We start from the raw sequence: 19,549 nt of genomic DNA on the forward strand, positions 1-19,549 counted from the left end.
CCAGCAACCGATGGAGCGTCACCATCCGCTGCGGGTGGGTGTGTGCCCCTGCCGGGAATCCTCGGGCATCGTCATTTCGGCGCGCAGCCCCAGGAGCCGGATAGGGCGGCCCGGCTCAATTTTCACCGCAAGGTCCAAGGCACGCGCCAGCACTTCGGCGGGGTCCGAGGTTTCCGGGATCTTCCGGGCGTAGGTCTTGGTCAGGAACGGCGCGTAGCGGACCTTGAGCGTCAGCCCGATCACCGGCCGCCCCTCGGCAGCGACATCTGTGAGGACGTGTGCCGCCAGTTCCCGGACGGCGGCCTCAATCTGGCCGGACCCGGTCAGGTCCTGCTGAAAGGTGGTTTCCCGGCTGTGCCCGCGCGCCACCCATGGAGTGTCATCGACTGTCCGCGAGCCGTCACCCCGCCCCAGCTGCGCATACCAGGGCCCCATCTTCGGACCGAACTCCGGAACCAGGTCATCGGGATTGGCCGCTGCGAGCTGGGCGACGGTCCCGATGCCGAGCTTCGAAAGCCGGGCCGACACCTTCGTCCCCACGCCCCACAGCTCGATCGTCGGCCGGCTCCCCATGACCTCCAGCCAGTTGCCCTCCGTCAGCCGGAAGACCCCGGCCGGCTTGCCAAACGTCGTGGCCACCTTGGCGCGGACCAATGTGTCGCCGATGCCCACGCTGCAGTGAAGCCGGGTTTCCTTCAGGACGTCGCCCTGCAGCCGGCGGGCATAAGCTTCCGGATCTTCGGCCTGGATCCCAACAAACGCTTCGTCCCAGCCGAGCACCTGCACCGTGGCGCCCGGTTGCGAGCGCAGCACCGCCATGACTTGTTCGGACGCCGCGAGGTAGGCCTCCTGGTCGACGGGCAGGATGACGGCGTCCGGCACTTTCCGTGCGGCGATGCGCAGCGGCATTCCCGAGCCGACGCCGAAGGCCCGCGCCTCGTAAGATGCCGTAGACACCACCGCCCGCTCAGTGGGATCCCCGCGCCCGCCGACAATCACCGCCTTGCCCGCGAGCTCCGGCCGCCGGAGCACTTCGACGGCGGCGATGAACTGGTCCAGATCCACATGCAGCACCCACGGTTCGTCCACAGGCCCAGTCTGCCCCCGCCGGCGCGCTCGGCACCACCCGTTGTAGACGCTCCAGCCCGGTTTTGCGCGGTAAAGCCGATGAAAGGGCAGGAGATATGCGGGACCGGCCGGCAAAAGTGGGCTGGCCTGGCCGGGAGACGCCGACGGCGGGACTCCCCTTCCAAGGGGCGTCCCGCCGTCGTCCGTACTGCTTGGGGCGGACCGTCAGCTGTACAGGGCGTTCTTCGGTTCGTTTGCCTTGACCTTCTGCCATCCCAGCCACAGGAGCAAGGCGAAGAACGGGATGGTGGCCAGGGTCCACAAGCCCAGGTGGAACACCTCACCGGTCTTGCTGGTCATGGTGTCGAAGCCGATCAGCACCGTGATGGCCAGGAGGGCAACCAGGCCAACCCAGCTGCTGGCAGCGCCGCCCGGCGCGGGCAGGGAGGAGACATTGCCCTTCTTCTTGCGCAGGGCGATCTGGCTGGCAAAGATGGCGCCCCAGGTGAAGATCACGCCGATGGATGCCGAGTTCAGCGCGAGGTCGAAAGCGTGCGAGCCGCCCAGCCAGATGTTGAGCATGATGCCCGCCAGGTACACCGCGCCGATGGCCAGGATGGCGGCGTACGGCACGTGGTTCTTCGACATCCTGGTCAGCCATTCCGGTGCATGCCCGTTGTTGGCCATGGTCCGGAAGATGCGGCCGATCGAGTACAGGCCGGAGTTGCAGGAGGACAGCGCGGCGGTAATGACGATCATGTTCATGACATCGCCCATCCAGCCGAGGCCCATCTGCCCGAACACGGTAACGAACGGCGAGGTGCCGGCCACGTACTGGTCCGATGGCAGCAGCATGGCCAGCAGGGTCACGGAGCCGACGTAGAACACCACAATGCGGAACACGACGGCGCGGATGGCCTTGGGCACTTCCTTGGCCGGGTCCTGCATTTCGCCGGCGGTGATGCCCACCAGCTCAATGCCGTTGTAGGCGAAGATCACGGCGTTCAGGACCAGGATCATCACCAGGGCACCCTTGGGGAACATTCCGCCTTCGGCTGCGAAGAGGTTGCTGACCGACGCGTTGCCGTCGCCCACCTGTGCGTTGGTGATGACCATGAAGGTGCCCACGGCCAGGAAGATCACGATGGCACCCACCTTGAGGCAGGAGGCCCAGAACTCGAACTCACCGAACGCCTTGACGCTCATGAGGTTGACACCCACCAGGAGCAGCAGCGCGGCGATGGCGGACAGCTCAACGGGCACGTTGGGGAAGAAGAACTGGAAGTACAGGCCGATCGCGATGAGCTCGGCGATGCCGGTCATCGCCCAGTTGATGAAGTACATCCAGCCGGACAGGTAGGCGCCCTTTTTGCCGAACATCTCGCCGGCGTAGCTCACGAACGAACCCGACGTCTGCCGGTACATGATCAGTTCGCCCAGGGCGCGCATCAGCAGGTAGGCGATGACGCCGGCAATGGCGTAGGAAAAGATCAGGGCCGGGCCGGTGGAGGCGAGGCGTCCGCCGGCACCCATGAAGAGGCCGACGCCGATGGCGCCGCCCATGGCGATCATGGTGACCTGGCGCCCGCTCAGGGATTTCTTGTAGCCCTCGGCGCTGAGGGTGGGGTCGACGGCGGTGGATGGTGCCGTGGGGTTGCGGACTTCTGCGGGGGTACTTTGAGGCACAACTGTTCCTTGTGGGTTGGCGGGTTGGCCGCATCCGGGACTGCGATGATTCCGCCCCCAAAATTCGGCGATCTGCCCCTTGGGCATCCGAATGTGAGCGGAATCTCTCGTGGCGCCGAAGCTTCGCGCGGCTCGTCTATCTTACAAGACCCGCCGGGGTGCTACGTGACCCGCACTACACCTGCCCTTTTTCGATCACCAGGTTGAGCTCATTGTCCACGCTCACGCGGTAGGCCCGCAGCGGCTCGGCGCCGGTGGTGGAGCAGCCGCTGGCGAGGTCGAACGCGTGCTGGTGCAGCGGGCAGATCACCTGCTGGCGGTCGATGGTGCCGTCCGCGATGGGGCCACGCCGGTGCGGGCAGACTGCTGCGAGCGCCCGCACGGTTCCGTCCCGGAGCCGGAACACGGCCACCTGTTCGCCGCCCACCGCGAAGGCCCTGCCCTCGCCCAGTGGGATCTGGTCCACGGGGCCAAGGGTGTGGGACGTCGCGGCTGGTCCGGGGACACTCATCGGGCCGGCGTTCATTGGACCGGCACCTGCGGAAGGACCGTCAGCGGCAGGGAGGTCCTGAACTGGCCGGGCGTCTGCGGATCCGCGCGTTCGCTCCACGGATCCACGTAGCTGTCCACGGACGCCTGCATCGAGGCATCCAGCTGCGCCGCGATTCCGTGGGCGTCATCGACGATCACCGCGCGGAGGTGCGCTATGCCCACCCGGGGCACAAACGCGTAGGTCCGCTCCAGCCAGTTGGCGTGTTCGCGGTAGTACTGCATGAAGCGCCCAGTGAGGACCTTCACCTCTTCGGGATCGTCAACAGTGGCCAGGAGGTCGCCTTTGCGGATGTGGGCACCGGCCGCTCCGCCAACGTAGATTTCCCAGCGGCCTCCTTCCACGGCCACCACGCCCACGTCCTTCACCAGGGATTCAGCGCAGTTGCGGGGGCAGCCGGAGACGGCCAGCTTCAGCTTGGCCGGCGACTCGATGCCCTGGAACCGGGATTCGATCTCGATGCCCAGCTTGGTGGAGTCCCCCGTGCCGTAACGGCAGAAGTCCTTCCCAACACAGGTCTTCACGGTCCGGAAGCTCTTGCCGTAGGCGTACCCGGACGGCATCTCCAGATCCGCCCAGACCTGCGGCAGGTCCTCCTTGGGGATGCCCAGCAGGTCGATCCGCTGGCCGCCGGTGAGCTTGATCAGCGGAACGTTGTGTTTCTCCGCCACATCCGCGATCCGGCGCAGCTGCTGCACAGAGGTGACGCCGCCCTTCATCTGCGGCACCACGGAGAACGTGCCGTCCCGCTGGATGTTGGCGTGCACCCTGTCGTTGATGAAGCGGGCGTCGCGTTCGTCGATGTACTGGTCCGCCAGCATCATCTTGAGCAGGGAGGCCAGGCCCATCTTGGACTTCGCGTCCTCGGCGCCGCCCGGGGCGAGCGCCTGGAACACGGCCGAGACGGACCGGAGCCCGCGTTGCCGGATCTCGGCCATGAGCGCGGCCTTGTCCAGCGGGATGCCCGGAACGTAGTACGTGGCAGAAGGGTCCTCCTCCACGGCCCCGTCCGCCGCCCACTCCACCACCTGCTTCACCAGCAGCTTGCAGGAGCCGCAGCCCTTTCCGGCCCGGGTGGCGTCCATGGCCCCGGCCACCGACGTGCAGCCGCCTTTCACGGCCGCGGCCAGGTCCTTCTTGCTGACGCCGTTGCAGTTGCAGACCTGGGCGTCGTCGTCGAGCTCGGCCACGCCCACGTCCTCCCCGGGGGTCCCGAGATCGAACATCAGGCCGATCCGTTCCTCGGGCAAGGGCGTGCCGCGGTCGTAGGCCTGGGTCAGGAAAGCCACCTTGCGGCTGTCGCCGAGCAGGGTGGCACCCACCATCTTGTTGTCACGGACCACGATGGATTTGAAGACCCCGCGGCTGGGTTCGGAGAAAACGATGTGCTCGTCGGTGTCCAGCTCCGGTCCCTGCAAGCCCATGGAGGCGACCTCAACCCCCGCCACCTTGAGCTTGGTGGCAGTCCGCGACCCCAGGTACGCGGCGCTGGTGTCCGCACCGGTGACATGGTTGGCGAGCACCACCGCCTGCTCCCACAGCGGTGCCACCAGGCCGTACACCTCACCGCGGTGCTGGACGCACTCCCCCACGGCGTAGATGTGGTCCTCGTCCTGCACGCGCAGCCGGTCATCCACCACGATGGCCCGCTCCACCGGAAGTCCGCTCAGGACGGCCAGGTCCACGTTGGGCCGGATCCCGGCCGCCACCACCACCATGTCGCATGGAATGTCCGGGCGGTCGCGGAGGCTGACGCCGGCCACCCTGTCCCTGCCGAGCACGGCTGTGGTCCGGCAACCCGTCAGCACCCCGATGCCCAGGGCCTCAACGCTCCGGCGGAGCACCGCACCGCCGTCGGGCCCCATCTGCGCGCTCATCAGGTGGCTCCCCGAGTGGACCACGTCCACCCCCAGCCCAAAGCTGCGCAGCCCCGCGGCCGCCTCCAGCCCCAGGAGGCCGCCGCCGACCACCACCGCATGCCGGTGGTGGTCATTCCGGGCGTGCTCTGCCATTTTGCGGGTGTCGTCGATGGTGCGGAAGCCGAAGACGCCCGGTTTGACCGAGCCGCCTGGCGTGTAGAGCCCGTCCATCGGCGGCAGGTGCGGGCGGCTGCCCGTGGCGATGATCAGGGTGTCGTAGGGCGTCACCCGGCCGTCGCTGGAAAACACGTGTTTGGCGAACCGGTCGATCCTGTCCGCCCGGACCCCTGCATGCAGTGTGATGCCGTTGTCCTCATACCAGGACAGCGGGTTGAGGAAGATGTCCGCATCGCTTTCCTCGCCCGACAGGACGTGGCTGAGCATGATCCGGTTGTAGTTTCCGTAGGGCTCGTCCCCGAACATGGTGATTGTGAACTGGTCCGCTCCGCCCCTGGCCAGGATTTCCTCCACGGCACGGGCTCCGGCCATTCCGTTTCCGATGACCACCAGGCGCCGGCGGGCGTCGCGGCTGCGTGCCCGGCTGCCGGGCCGGGTTTGTGCCCGTTCGGCCACGCTGGTCATCAGTGCTCCACCATGCCCAGGTCGATGACCACGGTGCCGTTGACGCCCTCCGGCGCGGCCAGGTACAGCTCCACGGCGGAGCCGCCTTCGATGTCCTCCACCACCCGCAGCGGGACATGGACGTCGCTCTTGGCACCGATGGGAAAGTACCGCATGGGCACGCCGTTGCGCATCAGCACCACGGCGATGAGTTCCCCGCTGGAGTTTCCGCCGCGGAAGTACAGCGCCTGGTTGACGACGCCGTCCGGGACATAGTGCGAGAGCTCGCTGTGCAGGGGCACGGGTTTCTCCATCCCCAAGCCTTGGAAGTGGTAGATGCCCTGCAGGAAAAGGTTCTTGGTGATCACGGGCAGATCCTTTCGGCCGGCGGAACGACGAGCATGGCCCTATCTTCCGCCGCCGATGTTTCCGCCCGCCGGTCCCCCGGTAAAGAGTGCTTAACGCAAACCTCACCGGGTGAAGGGCCTGCATTCCTCCGAACCTGCCGCTAGACCGGCGCGAGCACACCCTTGTCCATGGAATAGCGCGTCCAGCGCCCGACGGCGGTGTTCCCGGCAAGGGTGCCTTCCGCGCCGCCGGCCACACCACGGCTTCGCCGCGTGCAGGCCGCGAACCACTCCCGCAGGGCGCGGTCGTGGCTGACCATCACCAGGGTCCCGGCGAACCCTGCAAGGGCCGCCTCGAGCTGTTCCACCAGCACGGGCGCCAGGTGGTTGGTGGGTTCGTCCACGATCAGGGTGCCGTAGCCGCCCAGCAGCAGCCGGGCCAGGGCCAGCCTGCGCTGTTGACCTGCGGACAGGCTGCCTACGGGCACGTGGAACTCGCTGGTGCGGAAGAGTCCGAGGCGGAGGAGTGCCTCCGCGTGCTCGTCGATATTGCCTCCCAGGCCTGCGGCGAAGGCCGGCAGCAGGCGCAGTGAGGGACGCTGCGGCAGCTCCAGCTCCTGCTGCAGGTAGCCCACGCGTTCGGGCCGCGTGACGGAGCCGGCTGATGGTTCCAGGGTTCCGGCAAGGATGGAGAGCAGCGTGGACTTGCCCGCGCCGTTGGGCCCGGTGATCAGGATCTTCTCACCGGCGCCGGCCTGGAAGTCGGTGGTTCCCAGCCGGCCGGGCACGCTCACGCCCCGGACAGCCAGCACCGGTCCACCCGGCTTCGGCGCACCAGCCTTCGGCGCACCTGGCTCCGGTATCCCGGACGGATCCATCCGGGAGGCGGCAGCCCCCGGGTCCACGTCCAGGCTGGCGTTAAGCCGCAAGGGTACCGGCGGCCGGTCCACGGGGCTGGCTTCGAGGCGGCGCAGGCGTTCCTGGGCGTTCCGGACCTGGCTGCTGGCGGCCTTCTGCCAGGTTCCGGCCTTGAAGTCGAAGCCCATTTTGTCGCCGTCGCGCTTGCGGCCGTACCCCATGGTCCCTGCAACAGTCTCGGCCTGCCGTTTCTCGGACTCCATCGCATCAATCCAGGTGTGGTACTGCTGGACCCAGCGTGCGCGTTCGGCTGCCTTCTCCCGGAGGTAGCCGTCGTAGCCGTTGCCGTAGCGGGTCACGGCGCGGCGCTCGGCATCCACTTCAATGATGGTGCTGGCCACCTTGCGGAGGAGCACCCGGTCATGGGACACCACCACAACGGTGCCGCGGTGGGCTGCCAGCCGGTCCTCCAGCCAAGCCGTTCCGCGCGCGTCCAGGTGATTGGTGGGTTCGTCCAGGAGCAGGATGTCCGCTGGATCGGCCAGGACACACGCCAGGGCCACCCGTTCCTGTTCCCCGCCGGACAGCGATCCCAGGAGCCGGTTCCGGTCCAGGCCGCCCAGGCCCAGCCGGTCCAGCGCTGCCTCCACCCGCGACTCGGCTGCGTAGCCTTCGCGCAGCTGGTACTCCGTCTGGAGCCTGCCGTAGGTTTCCAGCTCGTCGTCGTCGGCGTCGGCGAGCCCTGCCTCCAGCCGGTCAAGCTCCGCTTCGATGGCCCGCAGGGCGGCCAGGGAAGCGTCGATGGCGGAGCCTACTGTGAAGGATTCCGGCAGGCCATGGGCCTGGGCGAGATAACCCACCCGGCCCTGGATCCCAGCCGTGCCTTCGTCGGGGGTCTCGAGGCCGGCCAGGAGCCGCAGCAGGGTGGATTTGCCGGCACCGTTTTCGCCGACGACGGCCACGTGTTCCCCGGGCGTGATGGCCAGGTTGATGCGGTCCAGCAGCAGCCGGTCCCCATAGCCGTGGGAGACGCCGGAAAGGGTCAGGTGTTCAGTCAAAGGAAGTCCTCGCAAAGTTCCGCAGTGTGGCCGCAGGCTGGACCGGGATTTCGGTCCTCGACGGCGGCCCTGGATTCGGGAAAGCAGCCCGGCGTGGCCGGCTGCTGGCTAGGACTTCATCGCTCCAGCCTGCCCGCCGGCGGTGGCCGAGTCAAGCGGTCACGTACCGGCAGTCAGGCAGCGGCGAGCACGGCAGCCTTCCTGCGCCGTGCCTTCGCCAGCCGCGTTCCGATCAGGCCCTGCCGCGGGCTGAAGAGGTAGACGACGGCGAAGACCACACCCTGAGTGAGCACCACCATGGCCCCGGAAGCCGTGTCCAGGTAGTAGCTGAGGTAGATGCCGGTGATCGAGCAGAGCGCCGAAACCACCGGCGCGATGACCAGCATCCGGGAGAACCGGTCCGTCAGCAGGTAGGCCGTGGCGCCGGGAATGATTAGCATGGCCACCACCAGCACCACGCCCACGGTCTGCAGCGCCACCACGGAGGTCAGGGCAAGCAGGCCCAGCAGGAGTGCCCCGAGCCTTTGGGGCGAGAGCCCGATCGCGTGGGCGTGGGTGGGATCGAAGGCATAAAGCGTGAGGTCCCGCCGCTTGAGGATCAGGATGGCAAAAGCCACCACGCCCAGCACCAGGACCTGGATCAGGTCCGGGATGCTGACGCCCAGAAGGTTGCCGAAGATGATGTGGTTCAGGTCCGTCTGGCTGGGAGTGACGGAGATCAGCACCAGGCCCAGGGCAAACAGGGAGGAGAACACGATGCCGATCGCGGCGTCCTCCTTTACCCGGCTGGTATTGCGGACCACCCCGATCAGGGTCACCGCAATCAGCGCGAACACCAGCGCACCCAGTGCAAACGGTGCGCCCACGATGTAGGCGAGCACGACGCCGGGCAGGACGGCATGCGAGACGGCGTCGCCCATCAGGGACCAGCCGATCAGTACCAGCCAGCAGCTGAGTACGGCGCAGACGACGGCGGCGAGGGCCGTGGTCACGATGGCACGGACCATGAAGTCGTAGCTGAGGGGTTCGAGGAGGAGTTCCATCGTCAGCCCGCTTCCTTCCGGTTGAGCACGTCCAGCCCAAAGGCCATGGCGAGGTTTTCCGGCTGCAGCACCAGTTCGGGCGGGCCGTGCATGAGGACCTTGTGCATCAGCAGCACGGCTTCATCGCAGAGCTGGGGCAGTGCGTGCAGGTCATGGGTGGACACAAGGATGGTGCAGCCGTCCGAGGCGAGCTCGCGCAGCAGGCGGGTGATGGTGGCCTCGGACCGCTTGTCCACGCCCGCGAAGGGCTCGTCCAGCAGCATGATGGTGGCGCCCTGTGCGATGCCGCGGGCCACGAACGCGCGCTTTTTCTGCCCGCCGGAGAGCTGGCCGATCTGCCTGCCGGCATATTCCCCGAGTTCCACCCGGTCCAGTGCCTCGTCAACGGCAGCGCGGTCGGCCTTGGATGCCCGGCGGGTGAAGCCCTGGTGGCCGTACCGGCCCATCATCACCACGTCGCGAACGGACAGCGGGAACTGCCAGTCCACTTCCTCGCTTTGCGGAACGTAGCCGATCCCCCCTTCCCTGCGTGCCTTGGAAGGCGGCTGGCCTCCAATCCGCACCGTGCCGGCGTCGGGCTTGACCATTCCCATGATCACTTTGAACAGCGTGGATTTACCGGACCCGTTCATGCCCACCAGGCCGCAGATCCGTGCCGGTTCCACCGTCAGGGAGGCAGCATCGAGGGCCAGGACTTCGCCGTAATGCACCGTGACGTTCTCGACGGCGATGGCCGGGGTACTCATGACCCCGCACCGGCCGTGAGGGCGCTGGTAATGACCCCGGCGTCGTGCCGGATCAGGTCCAGGTAGGTGGGGACCGGTCCGTCCGCTTCCGAGAGGGAGTCCACGTAGAGCGTGCCGCCGAAGCTGGCGCCCGTGGCTTCCACCACCTGCTGCATGGGGGCATCGGACACCGTGGATTCACAGAACACCGCGGGGACATTGTTGGTTTTGACGTATTCGATGGCCCGGGTGATCTGCTGCGGAGTGGCCTGCTGCTCGGCATTGACAGCCCAGATGTAGACCTCCTTCAGCCCGGCGTCGCGTGCCAGGTAGGAAAACGCGCCCTCGCACGTGACCAGTGCCCGCTGGTTCTCCGGCACGGCGGCCAGGCTGGAGGTCATCTCGTCCTGCACGGCCTGGAGTTCGGCCTTGTAGGCGTCCCCGTTCGCGGCGAAGGCGGCCGCGTTGTCCGGGTCCAGTTCGCTGAACGCCCGGACCATGTTGTCCACGTAGGCCTGCACGTTCACCGGCGACATCCATGCGTGGGGATTCGGTTTGCCCTGGTAGGAGTCCTCACTGATGGACATCACCTCCACGCCCTCGCTGACCACGGCATGCGGCACGTCGAGCCCCTCAACGAACTGCCCGAACCAGGCCTCCAGGTTGAGTCCGTTGTCCAGGATGAGGTCGGCTTTTGAGGCCTTCCTGATGTCGCCCGGGGTGGGCTCATAGCCGTGGATCTCAGCGCCGGCCTTGGTAATGGACTCGACCGTGAGCTTGTCCCCCGCGACGTTCCGGCCGATGTCCGCCAGCACGGTGAAGGTGGTCAGGACCACGGGCTTGCCGTCCCCGTTCCCGGCAGCGCCGCCACCGCAGGCGGTCAGCATCATGGACAGCACGACGGCGGCAGCGGCCGCGGCACGGAAGCGCGCCGTCCGCCCGGGGCGGGTTCGGGCGGCTACTTTGGCGCACCGAAACATAAATTTAGGCATACCGAAGATTCTACGGGAAGCACGTTTCCGCCAGCAACGCTCCCGGGCCCAACCCAGTCGCAGCAGATGTCCTTTTGACGCCTGAAACCGACATCTGCTGCGACCCAGTTGGGAGGCTAGGCTGAATCTATGGCCACCGCCCACCGCATACCGCCCGCACCGCAGCCCGAGCTGTACCGCTTCAAGCCCCTGGACTTCGCCACCCTCGTCACCTATGTGGCCATCGCCGGGTTCTTTGCCGTCGCCGGTGAGCTGCTGGCTCCCTTCCTGCGCCAGATAGCTCCCAGCCCGGCGGCAGCCTCCTACGCGATCAACCTGCTCTTCTATGCCTCCGTGGGCATACTCGCATTCCTCGCGGCCAGGAAGGTTGTGGGTCGCGACGTGAAGGTCCTGGCCACCCGGCCGTGGTTCACGCTGCTGATGGTCCCGGCCGCGGTGATTGCCATGATGATCCTGACCGCCGTGGTGGTGGCCCTCAGCGGCGAGGCCCAAACGTCACAGAACCAGGCTGGACTGCAGGAGCTGGCACAGCAGATTCCGGCCTGGCTGATGGTTCCGCTGCTGGTGGTGGTGGGACCGTTCGTGGAGGAGTACATCTTCCGCCACCTGCTGATCGGCAAGCTGAGCCGGCGGGTGAACATCTGGATCTGCTGCGCCCTGTCCGTGGTGCTTTTCGCGGCCCTTCACATCGTGGGCCAGGAAGCGGTCACCTTCACCGCGCTGCTCCCCTACCTGGCCATGGGCGCCACGCTGGTGTTTGTCTATGTGTGGACCGGCAAGAACCTGATGTTCGCCTATTTTGTGCACGCCGCCAAGAACCTGCTGGCCGTGGTGTTTATCTACGCCATCCCGCCGGAGGTCTTCGAACAGCTCCAGCAGGTCCAGCCCTAGGAATCCAGGGGCAGGCCGCGCAATGTGAAGCGGTGGCTGCCGCGGGTGCGCCCGGTGATGTACACCTTCAGGCCGCCGGACGCGTTGGTCCCGGCCAGGTACCGGTAGCTTTCACCGGGGTTGTAGGCAGCCGGGGTGTCCGGGCTGGCAGGTGAACCGGGTCCGAACTCAATGGCGTCCCCGCCTACCCGGTAGCGGCTCGTCCCCTCCACCAGCTGGAAGGCGCCGGTCCCACCCAGCGGGATGGCGCCGTCGAGCGTTCCGCCCGGCCGGAAGGTCAGCTCTAGGGCGAAGGCCGTGTCTGCGCCCTCGAAACTGATGTCCAGCACCGCCTGGCCGCTGTCAGCCTGCACGGCAATGTCCGTGGCAAGCTTGTGGACCACGGTGGGCCGGCTGCCGAAGTCCATGCCCGCGCTGAACCGGCCCTCGTGCTCCAGCGCGTAAATGCCGTCCGCCCGCCGCTTCTGTGCCGGCAGCGGCAGGTAGAAGTTGGCCTCCAGCTCCTCGGACAGGGTCACGGCGGTTCCATTCGCCACCGTGTGCTGGCTGCGGAAGGGACCAAGGTCAAAGAAGCTGCGGGACAACCTCATGTCCGTGAGCACCGCCGCTCCATGCGCAAAGCGCAGGAAGGTGGGATTTGCGGCAAGCCCGGACACCACACCGGGCACCAGGGCGTCGCAGCCGCCAAACACGGTGACCACCGATCCGCCGCCCCGGAAGCGGTACGCGCCGCAGCTCTCCAGCGCGGCGTCCGCGGGTGCCATGGCGGCATGGAAGGGAAGGCCCGACGACGGCGGCGCGCCTTCGGCAGGGCGGGTTCCGGGCAGCGCCTCCCGCAGCCAGGGATCCAGCCGGGCCAGCGCCAGCAGCTTGGCCGGCTCATGCAGGGGCAGCCCCTCCAGCCAGGTGGCCGCGGCGGCGAAGTCCTGCCGGCCGTCCTGGTTGGCCAGCCGCCGGTACAGGTGCAGGAAAGGGGCGGCGTCGAAGGTCATCCACTGGTCCTGGCGGCGCGAGAACACCGACTCCACGCTGCCATCCGGGCTGAACCACGGCAGGAACGCGGTGAGGTTCCGGCGGACGTGGTCCAGCAGGTCCGGCCGTCCCGAACTGTCCGCGATGGCCAGCAGGGACGGATTGGTGACGGCGGTGGCATACAGCGGACTGCGCTCGGAGTACATCCCGTCCGGCAGCTGGTCGATCCCCTCCGCCAGCCACTCCGAGATCCTCTCCGCAATGCCCGGCCGCGGCTGCAGCCGGTCCATCTGCGCCAGCGCCGCGCACAGCTCCCACCGGTGGTTGGGCGTGTGGACCCCGCCCGCAACCATGGCATCCGTGGCCCGCGAGACGATGCCGCTGAGCCTGGCGTCCACCTCCGCCAGCACCGGGTCCGACGGGGTGTCCAGGGCCCGGATCAGGCCCAGCGCAAGGCACACGTCATTGAGCGTGAAGGCCGAGTCCGGAGGTGAACACAGGTTGGTGCCGTCGAACAGGCCGGTGGGGCCCTGGAGCTGTTCCAACCGGTCAAGGCACCCGGCCATCGGCTTCCGCAGCCCGCCTGCCCCGTGAAAGCCAGCGCCGTAAAAGCGGGAGCCGGGCTCGGTGAACACCGTGACCATCGCCAGCAGCCTGCCCATGGCGGGCCGGTGCGCCAGGGCCGCCACGTCGGCGTCGTGCGTTGCCAGCAGGGCCTGCACGGACTGGTCCGCCGCCTCCCCCACACGGTTGAGGAATGCTGCGTCCACGGAAGCTGTCTGCAAGATGTTGCCTTTCATGGGTCTGCCCGGGGTCCTGTCCCGGAGCAGGCTGGTGGGGTAGCGCTTCGGGGCAGGACCCTAGTCCTTCAGGCCCGCACTGACGTCGGCGTTGAGCACGTATTTCTGGAAGACGAAGAACACCAAGACCAGCGGCAGGATGGAGATTACGGAGGCGCCCAGCAGCACCGGCCAGTCGATGTTTTCCGCACCCACTATGCTGCGCAGGGCAACCTGGAGCGTGTACCACTTGGGATCGTTGAGGACGATCAGGGGCCAGATGTAGTCGTTCCACCGCCACTGGAACGAGAAAATGGCGAGCGTGAACAGGATGGGCCGGGACAGCGGCAGCATGATCCGGAAGAAGATGGCCAGCTCGCTGGCGCCGTCAATCCGGGCCGAGTGCAGCAGGTCATCCGGCACCGTGAGGAAGAACTGCCGGAACATAAACACACCCGTGGCCGTCAGGACGGACGGAACAATGATGCCGGCCAGCGAGTTGTAGAGGCCCAGATCGCGGATCACCGTGAACGTGGGGTTCAGGATCACCTCGGTGGGCAGCATGGTGGTGACCAGGATGCACACGAAGAACAGCCGGGTGCCCTTGTTGTTGTACTTGGCCAGCGCATAACCGGTGCAGGCGCTGAAGAACACCGTGAGCACCGTGGTGACAATGGCCACCGTTGCCGTGTTCAGGAAGTACTGGGCGAAGTCCACCCGCTCCCACGCGTCGATGAAGCCCTGGAAGGTCCATTCCCGGGGAATCATGGACAGCGGATAGCTGAAGAGCTCGCTGCCCGGCTTGAAGGAGCTGAGGAGGAACCAGAGCAGCGGCAGGGCGTAGATCGCGGCGATGGCCCACATGAGCACGGTGAGGGGGACGGACAGCCGGGCCCGGCCTTCACGGTTGCCCCGGGGTCCGCGCCTGCCCTTGGCGGCGTCCGCCTTCTCGGCTCCGAGCGCGGATTCCTCCGCGATGGCGGGAGGGAGGTTGGCTGCTGTTGCCATGGTCAGGCCTTCTTCCGGTTGAAGCGCAGCTGGATGAGGGCGATTGCCAGCAGGACCACCATCAGCACCATGGAGGCGGCACTGGCGTACCCCACTTTGGACTGCTCAAAGCCGGTCTTGTAGATGTACTGCACGATCAGGGTGTTCTCCGTTCCGGGGCCGCCGTTGGTCAGGGCCTGGATCATGGCGAATTCCTTCATCGCATGGATGGTGGAGAGCAGGATGACCATGAACGACGTCGGCGCGATGCCTGGGAGGGTGACGTTCAGGAACCGCTGCCATGCGTTGGCGCCGTCCAGCTCCGCTGCCTCCAGCAGGGCCTCCGGGATGTTCTTCAGCGCCGCGATGAAGAGCAGCATGTTGAAGGCCGTCCCGCCCCACGCTGAGGCGAAAATGACCACCGCGAGCGCCAGGTTGCCGTTGCTGGACCATGGGACCGCGCTGCCCCCGGCGCTGGTAATCAGGAAGTTCACGAACCCGAAATCCTGGCCGAACATCCACTTCCAGATCACGCCGACCACGATGGGTGAGATCAGCCACGGAAGGAAGATGACGATCTTCGCTGCAGTCCGTCCCCGGACAGCCTTGCTGACCAGCAGCGCGGCTACCCCAAGGGAGCAGACGTATATCAGCGGCACGGACAGGACCGTGTACACAAAGGTCCGGCCGAGCGCGGCGTAGAAGGTGCTGTCCGCGAAAAGTTTCTGGAAGTTGGCCAGGCCAATGAAATTCAGCTTGCCCACGCCGCGGTAGTCCGTGAAGGAATACAGCAGCCCCAGTGCTCCGGGCCAGACGAAGAAGACCAGGAAGAGCACCACGTTGACGCCGATGAGGACCAGCGGTGCAATGACGTAGCGGTTCCGGCGCTTCTGCTGGGACTTGCTCCGGACCGTTCCCGGCCCGGGCGCCGGCGGCGCCACCGTGGTGCTCAAGGTTGGGTTTGCCACGGATCAGGCCCCGTTGTAGAGCTTCACGATGTTGTCCACCGTGGTCCTGGCATCCTGGCTGCCGGAGAGCATCTTGACGGTCTCTTCGCGCAGGGGGTCGCCGGAGAACGGGGTTTCCGCGTAGGCCTCGGCCACCACGCGTTTGATGGCGTTGTCCCCCTTGGCCTCATTGCCGGCAATCTGCTTCTGGTACAGCTCGAAGGAGGCCTGCTGGAACGGATACTCCACCTGCAGGTCCTTGACCGGCAGGTAGCCGCCCAGCTTGGCGAACTCGGTGTAGTTTGCGTCCTCGTAGAACCAGTCGATGAACTTCCTGGCCTCCTCATCGGCGCCGGTGTCCTTGAACGCGACCATGAAGCCGCCGCCGAGGTTGGTGGCACTGACTTCCTTCTTGGGCAGCGGCACGGAGAGCCACTCGAAGTCCTTGATGTTCTTGTTGAAGTCCGCTACCTGCCAGCTGCCGGAGTAGTACGCGGCAACCTGGCCGCTCTTGAACATCGCGTTGCCGTCCTCGCCGCTGAGCCAGACCGACTTGGGCATGGTCTGGTCATCGTTGATCTTCTGGAAGTACTCGAGGGTTTCCACGGCCTCGTCGTCGGCAGCGTACTTGTCGCCTTCCTTGGCGAAGGCGGTGCTGCCGAACTCGTACATCATGGCGCGCAGGCGGTGGCCGGAACGGTCCATCACAAACCCGTACTTGGCGCCGGCTTTCTCGCGGACCTCGTTGACCGCGGCCACGAACTCGTCCCAGGTCCACGCCTGCTCAAGGTCGGTGGGGTAGCTGACGCCGGCTTTGTCGAACAGGCTCTTGTTGACGAACAGGCCAACGGCCGTGAGGTCGGAGGGAATGGCGGGGATGATGCCGTCCGGGGATTTCTCGAGGAAATTCTGGTCGATCCCCCGGGACGCGGCGATGTCCGAGAGGTCCTGGAGCTGGTTGACCCAGAGCGGATCGATGCTGGTAACGCGGGCCAGGGCCGGGAGGTCGTTGGCCGTCGCGGCGTTCTTGAGCTTGGTGACGATGTCCGCCGTGGGCACATCCACCACCTCAATGGTGATGCCGGTTATTTCCTTGTACTTCTCGGCGGCAGCTGCAAAGGCGCCGCCCTGGTTCGTATCCCCGGAGAGGACCAGCTGCAGGGTCTTGGCGCCACCCTCGGACCCGCCTCCGCCGCTGCTGCCGCAGGCCGTAAGCCCCGCTGCCAGGGCCGAGAGGCCGAACGCCGTGAGCCCGAACTGGCGGCGGCTGATGCTGGAGATTCTTGTCTTCTCTGACAATGGTCTGTCCTGTCTCTCGCTGGGCTCCAGGCCCTGTATTCGCGGCCCTGGATGAATGTGGTGGCGCTGCCCGCCGGTGAACAACCTGGAGGGAAAAGCCTTTCCGCCCAACTGTGACGTATGTCATGACAATGTGTCAAGAGAACTTTCTATCGTTATATAATCCTCGTCAGGACCTTCCCCGGCAGCACGTGCCACCGTACCTTGGTGGGATGGGACTGAACATCCAGATAGTCATCGACTGCACCGGGCCGCATGAGCTAGCCGACTGGTGGGCTGAAACCCTCGGGTGGTCCGTGGAACCGCAGGACGCCGCCTTCATCCGGTCCATGATCGAGCAGGGCTTCGCCACGGAGGACCAGACCATGACCCACCGGGGCAACCTGGCGTGGCGCGAAGGCTGCGCAATTCGCCCTACCGAGGAGCTGGAGTCCAAGGCGCCGGCACGCCGCCTCCTCTTCCAGACGGCGCCGGAGGCCAAGACGGTGAAAAACCGCGTGCACTGGGACATCAACCTGGCAGGCCGGGACAAGGACGAGGTCCGCCGGGAACTCGAGGGCCGGGGCGCCACGTTCCTGTGGACGGCCAGCCAGGGCCCGCACTCCTGGCACACCATGGCGGACCCCGAGGGCAACGAGTTCTGCATCAGCTGAGGCCGATTACTAGACTTGGACGGTGAGCAAACAGATTCCCGCCCAGGTGTCCGACGTCTTCGACCCCTCCCGCTGGCGCACCGTGTCCGGCTTCGAGGACTTCCAGGACATGACCTACCACCGGCAGGTGGAGCGGGATTCCGACGGCGAATGGCTGCGTGACCTGCCCACGGTCCGGATTGCGTTCAACCGGCCCGAGGTGCGCAACGCGTTCCGGCCAGGCACCGTGGACGAGCTGTACCGAGCCATGGACCACGCCCGGATGTCCCCGGACGTCGCCACCGTCCTGCTCACCGGCAACGGCCCCTCCGCCAAGGACGGCGGGCACTCGTTCTGCTCGGGTGGAGACCAGCGGATCAGGGGCAGGGACGGGTATCGCTATGCGAACGGGGAAACCCAGGAAACCATCGATCCTGCCCGCGCCGGCAGGCTCCACATCCTGGAGGTCCAGCGGCTCATGCGGACCATGCCCAAGGTGGTCATCGCCGTCGTCAACGGCTGGGCAGCCGGCGGCGGCCACTCCCTGCACGTGGTGGCGGACCTCACCATCGCCTCCCGCCAGCACGGCAAGTTCAAGCAGACCGACGCCACGGTGGGCAGCTTTGATGCCGGATACGGCTCGGCCCTGCTGGCCCGCCAGATCGGGCAGAAGGCAGCGCGCGAGATCTTCTTCCTTGCCCGCGAATATTCCGCTGAGGACATGGTTCGGATGGGTGCCGTGAACGAGGCCGTGGACCATCACCGCCTCGAAGAGGTTGCCCTGGAGTACGCGGCGGACATCGCCCGCCAGTCGCCCCAGGCCATCCGGATGCTCAAGTTCGCCTTCAACCTCGCGGATGACGGCCTTGCCGGGCAGCAGGTGTTTGCGGGCGAGGCCACGCGGCTGGCATACATGACGGACGAGGCGGTGGAGGGCAAGGAAGCCTTCCTGCAAAAACGCGAACCCGACTGGTCCACCTTCCCGCACTATTTCTAGGCAGGAGCGGAACATGAATACTCCAGCGAAAGCCGCCGGCCCCGTCAACATCGAGCCGGCTCTGACGGCCCTGGCGGCCGCCCTCCACGGCGAGGGTCCCGCCGTCGAACTCTCCATCGGCGACGACGGCGCCCTGGTGGTGGGGCATGTGGAAACGCCGGGCTGCGACGACGCCGTGGCCGTGGTCCGCACGTCCGGCTCCACCGGCGCCCCCAAAGCCACGGTGCTGACCGTGGAGTCGCTCGCCGCGTCCTCGATGGCTACCGCACTGGCGCTCAAGGGCGAGGGCCAGTGGCTCCTGGCGCTGCCTGTGCAGTACGTCGCGGGCATCCAGGTCCTGGTCCGCTCCCTGTTCGCAGGAACCCGCCCCTGGGTCATGGACATGTCCCACGGCTTTACCCCTGAGGCCTTCACCGCCGCCGCCCAGGAACTGACGGACAAAATCCGGTTCACCTCGCTGGTCCCCACCCAGCTTCAGCGGCTCCTCGACGCACCGTCGCCGGAGACCCTGGCCGTGCTCCGCCGCTTCAACGCCGTCCTGCTGGGCGGCGCCCCCGCCCCGGCGTCCCTGCTGGCCGCTGCCCGCGAGGCCGGTGTCCGGGTGATCACCACCTACGGGTCCGCCGAATCCTGTGGCGGGTGCGTCTACGACGGTTTTCCGCTGGAGGGCGTCTCGGTCCGGGTGGAGGAGGACGGCAGGATCCTGCTGGGCGGGGACACCATCGCCGCCGGCTACCTTGAGTCGCCGGAGAGCACTGACACGTTCTTCGAGGAGGACGGTGTGCGCTGGTACCGCACCAGCGACCTCGGCAGCATTGACGACGACGGCCGGCTGACCGTGCTGGGCAGGGCGGACGACGTGATCATCACCGGCGGCGTGAAGGTTTCCGCCGCGCACGTCCAGGAAGAGCTGGAGAAGTCCGACGCCGTTGCAGCTGCTTTCGTGGCCGGCGTACCTTCCACCGAGTGGGGGCAGGCCGTGGCGGCCTACGTTGCGTTGGCGGACCCCGCGCCGGGCCCGGCGCCAGGGGCGGAAGCCGGGGACACCGCCGTCGTCCTTGAACAGCAATGGCACCGGACGCTGGGGGTCCTTGCACCCAAAACCGTCCTCGCGGCCTCCGAACTGCTGATGCTGCCCAATGGCAAACCGGACCGCCTGGCCATGACCGCCGAGCTCAAAGCCCGGCACCAGGGAAAGTAAAGTAGACCTGCACCACCCGGCCGGGCTCCCCTCCTGC

Annotated in this window: 17 protein-coding genes; 4 read left to right on the forward strand and 13 right to left on the reverse strand. The window is 66.9% G+C overall.

The features are described 5' to 3' along the window. Positions 1-18 precede the first annotated feature (18 nt). The 9 genes from ABRP28_RS11130 to ABRP28_RS11170 all read right to left on the reverse strand — a co-directional run bounded on the left by ABRP28_RS11130 (position 19) and on the right by ABRP28_RS11170 (position 10,807). Positions 19-1,074, reverse strand: coding sequence for a DNA polymerase IV (locus ABRP28_RS11130; protein WP_350003052.1), 1,056 nt, complete (start codon positions 1,072-1,074; stop codon positions 19-21). A gap of 219 nt (positions 1,075-1,293) precedes the next feature. Beyond that, entirely contained in the window at positions 1,294-2,754 is a 1,461-nt protein-coding gene (locus ABRP28_RS11135) for an amino acid permease (RefSeq protein ID WP_350002807.1), read from the reverse strand. A 175-nt stretch (positions 2,755-2,929) separates the two neighbouring features. Continuing rightward, the gene (locus tag ABRP28_RS11140) at positions 2,930-3,280 is read right to left on the reverse strand and encodes a Rieske (2Fe-2S) protein (protein WP_374152843.1); all 351 of its coding nucleotides are present in this window, start codon (positions 3,278-3,280) and stop codon (positions 2,930-2,932) included. After that, entirely contained in the window at positions 3,277-5,805 is a 2,529-nt protein-coding gene (gene nirB / locus ABRP28_RS11145; RefSeq protein ID WP_350002809.1) for a nitrite reductase large subunit NirB, read from the reverse strand. Before nirB ends, ABRP28_RS11140 begins: the two co-directional genes overlap by 4 nt. After that, positions 5,805-6,152: a molybdopterin oxidoreductase gene (locus ABRP28_RS11150; protein ID WP_350002811.1), complete on the reverse strand. Its 348-nt coding sequence runs from the start codon at positions 6,150-6,152 to the stop codon at positions 5,805-5,807. Before ABRP28_RS11150 ends, nirB begins: the two co-directional genes overlap by 1 nt. 140 nt (positions 6,153-6,292) lie before the next feature. Further along, a complete protein-coding gene (locus tag ABRP28_RS11155) occupies positions 6,293-8,047 on the reverse strand; it encodes an ABC-F family ATP-binding cassette domain-containing protein (protein WP_350002812.1) in 1,755 nt (584 codons plus the stop codon). 173 nt (positions 8,048-8,220) lie between these two features. After that, positions 8,221-9,090: a metal ABC transporter permease gene (locus ABRP28_RS11160; RefSeq protein WP_350002814.1), complete on the reverse strand. Its 870-nt coding sequence runs from the start codon at positions 9,088-9,090 to the stop codon at positions 8,221-8,223. A gap of 2 nt (positions 9,091-9,092) precedes the next feature. Continuing rightward, entirely contained in the window at positions 9,093-9,836 is a 744-nt protein-coding gene (locus ABRP28_RS11165; protein WP_350002815.1) for a metal ABC transporter ATP-binding protein, read from the reverse strand. Next, positions 9,833-10,807, reverse strand: coding sequence for a metal ABC transporter substrate-binding protein (locus tag ABRP28_RS11170; RefSeq protein WP_374152844.1), 975 nt, complete (start codon positions 10,805-10,807; stop codon positions 9,833-9,835). Before ABRP28_RS11170 ends, ABRP28_RS11165 begins: the two co-directional genes overlap by 4 nt. 129 nt (positions 10,808-10,936) lie before the next feature. On the opposite strand from ABRP28_RS11170, the gene ABRP28_RS11175 reads away from it, so the two are divergent. Beyond that, on the forward strand, positions 10,937-11,698 hold the full coding sequence (locus tag ABRP28_RS11175) for a type II CAAX endopeptidase family protein (protein ID WP_350002816.1): 762 nt from the start codon (positions 10,937-10,939) through the stop codon (positions 11,696-11,698). Here the strand turns inward: ABRP28_RS11175 and ABRP28_RS11180 are convergent. The 4 genes from ABRP28_RS11180 to ABRP28_RS11195 all read right to left on the reverse strand — a co-directional run bounded on the left by ABRP28_RS11180 (position 11,695) and on the right by ABRP28_RS11195 (position 16,682). After that, positions 11,695-13,440 carry a hypothetical protein gene (locus ABRP28_RS11180; RefSeq protein ID WP_350002817.1) on the reverse strand — a complete coding sequence of 582 codons (1,746 nt, stop codon included), beginning with the start codon at positions 13,438-13,440 and terminating at the stop codon, positions 11,695-11,697. The two genes, ABRP28_RS11175 and ABRP28_RS11180, sit on opposite strands and share 4 nt — an antisense overlap. A gap of 90 nt (positions 13,441-13,530) precedes the next feature. Next, positions 13,531-14,457, reverse strand: a complete 927-nt coding sequence (locus ABRP28_RS11185; RefSeq protein WP_350002819.1) for a carbohydrate ABC transporter permease — start codon at positions 14,455-14,457, stop codon at positions 13,531-13,533. Positions 14,458-14,459: 2 nt separating this feature from the next. Then, positions 14,460-15,404, reverse strand: coding sequence for a sugar ABC transporter permease (locus tag ABRP28_RS11190; protein ID WP_350002821.1), 945 nt, complete (start codon positions 15,402-15,404; stop codon positions 14,460-14,462). A gap of 3 nt (positions 15,405-15,407) precedes the next feature. Then, on the reverse strand, positions 15,408-16,682 hold the full coding sequence (locus ABRP28_RS11195) for a sugar ABC transporter substrate-binding protein (RefSeq protein ID WP_350002822.1): 1,275 nt from the start codon (positions 16,680-16,682) through the stop codon (positions 15,408-15,410). 212 nt (positions 16,683-16,894) lie between these two features. On the opposite strand from ABRP28_RS11195, the gene ABRP28_RS11200 reads away from it, so the two are divergent. The 3 genes from ABRP28_RS11200 to ABRP28_RS11210 are packed head-to-tail and all read left to right on the forward strand — an operon-like array spanning position 16,895 to position 19,512. Next, positions 16,895-17,335, forward strand: a complete 441-nt coding sequence (locus tag ABRP28_RS11200; RefSeq protein ID WP_350002823.1) for a VOC family protein — start codon at positions 16,895-16,897, stop codon at positions 17,333-17,335. A gap of 22 nt (positions 17,336-17,357) precedes the next feature. Next, positions 17,358-18,311, forward strand: a complete 954-nt coding sequence (locus ABRP28_RS11205) for a 1,4-dihydroxy-2-naphthoyl-CoA synthase (RefSeq protein ID WP_350002824.1) — start codon at positions 17,358-17,360, stop codon at positions 18,309-18,311. Positions 18,312-18,324: 13 nt separating this feature from the next. Further along, positions 18,325-19,512 carry an AMP-binding protein gene (locus ABRP28_RS11210; protein WP_350002826.1) on the forward strand — a complete coding sequence of 396 codons (1,188 nt, stop codon included), beginning with the start codon at positions 18,325-18,327 and terminating at the stop codon, positions 19,510-19,512. The last annotated feature ends 37 nt before the right edge of the window (positions 19,513-19,549 follow it).

The organism is Pseudarthrobacter sp. WHRI 8279 (assembly GCF_040224115.2).
Lineage (GTDB): Bacteria > Actinomycetota > Actinomycetes > Actinomycetales > Micrococcaceae > Arthrobacter.

Bases quoted from the DNA above. Each gene is read 5' to 3' on its own strand.
- ABRP28_RS11200 (WP_350002823.1), top strand. From the start codon at position 16,895: ATGGGACTGAACATCCAGATAGTCATCGACTGCACCGGGCCGCATGAG.
- ABRP28_RS11210 (WP_350002826.1), top strand. From the start codon at position 18,325: ATGAATACTCCAGCGAAAGCCGCCGGCCCCGTCAACATCGAGCCGGCT.
- ABRP28_RS11170 (WP_374152844.1), bottom strand. From the start codon at position 10,807: ATGCCTAAATTTATGTTTCGGTGCGCCAAAGTAGCCGCCCGAACCCGC.
- nirB (WP_350002809.1), bottom strand. From the start codon at position 5,805: ATGACCAGCGTGGCCGAACGGGCACAAACCCGGCCCGGCAGCCGGGCA.
- ABRP28_RS11175 (WP_350002816.1), top strand. From the start codon at position 10,937: ATGGCCACCGCCCACCGCATACCGCCCGCACCGCAGCCCGAGCTGTAC.
- ABRP28_RS11140 (WP_374152843.1), bottom strand. From the start codon at position 3,280: ATGAACGCCGGCCCGATGAGTGTCCCCGGACCAGCCGCGACGTCCCAC.
- ABRP28_RS11165 (WP_350002815.1), bottom strand. From the start codon at position 9,836: ATGAGTACCCCGGCCATCGCCGTCGAGAACGTCACGGTGCATTACGGC.
- ABRP28_RS11185 (WP_350002819.1), bottom strand. From the start codon at position 14,457: ATGGCAACAGCAGCCAACCTCCCTCCCGCCATCGCGGAGGAATCCGCG.
- ABRP28_RS11160 (WP_350002814.1), bottom strand. From the start codon at position 9,090: ATGGAACTCCTCCTCGAACCCCTCAGCTACGACTTCATGGTCCGTGCC.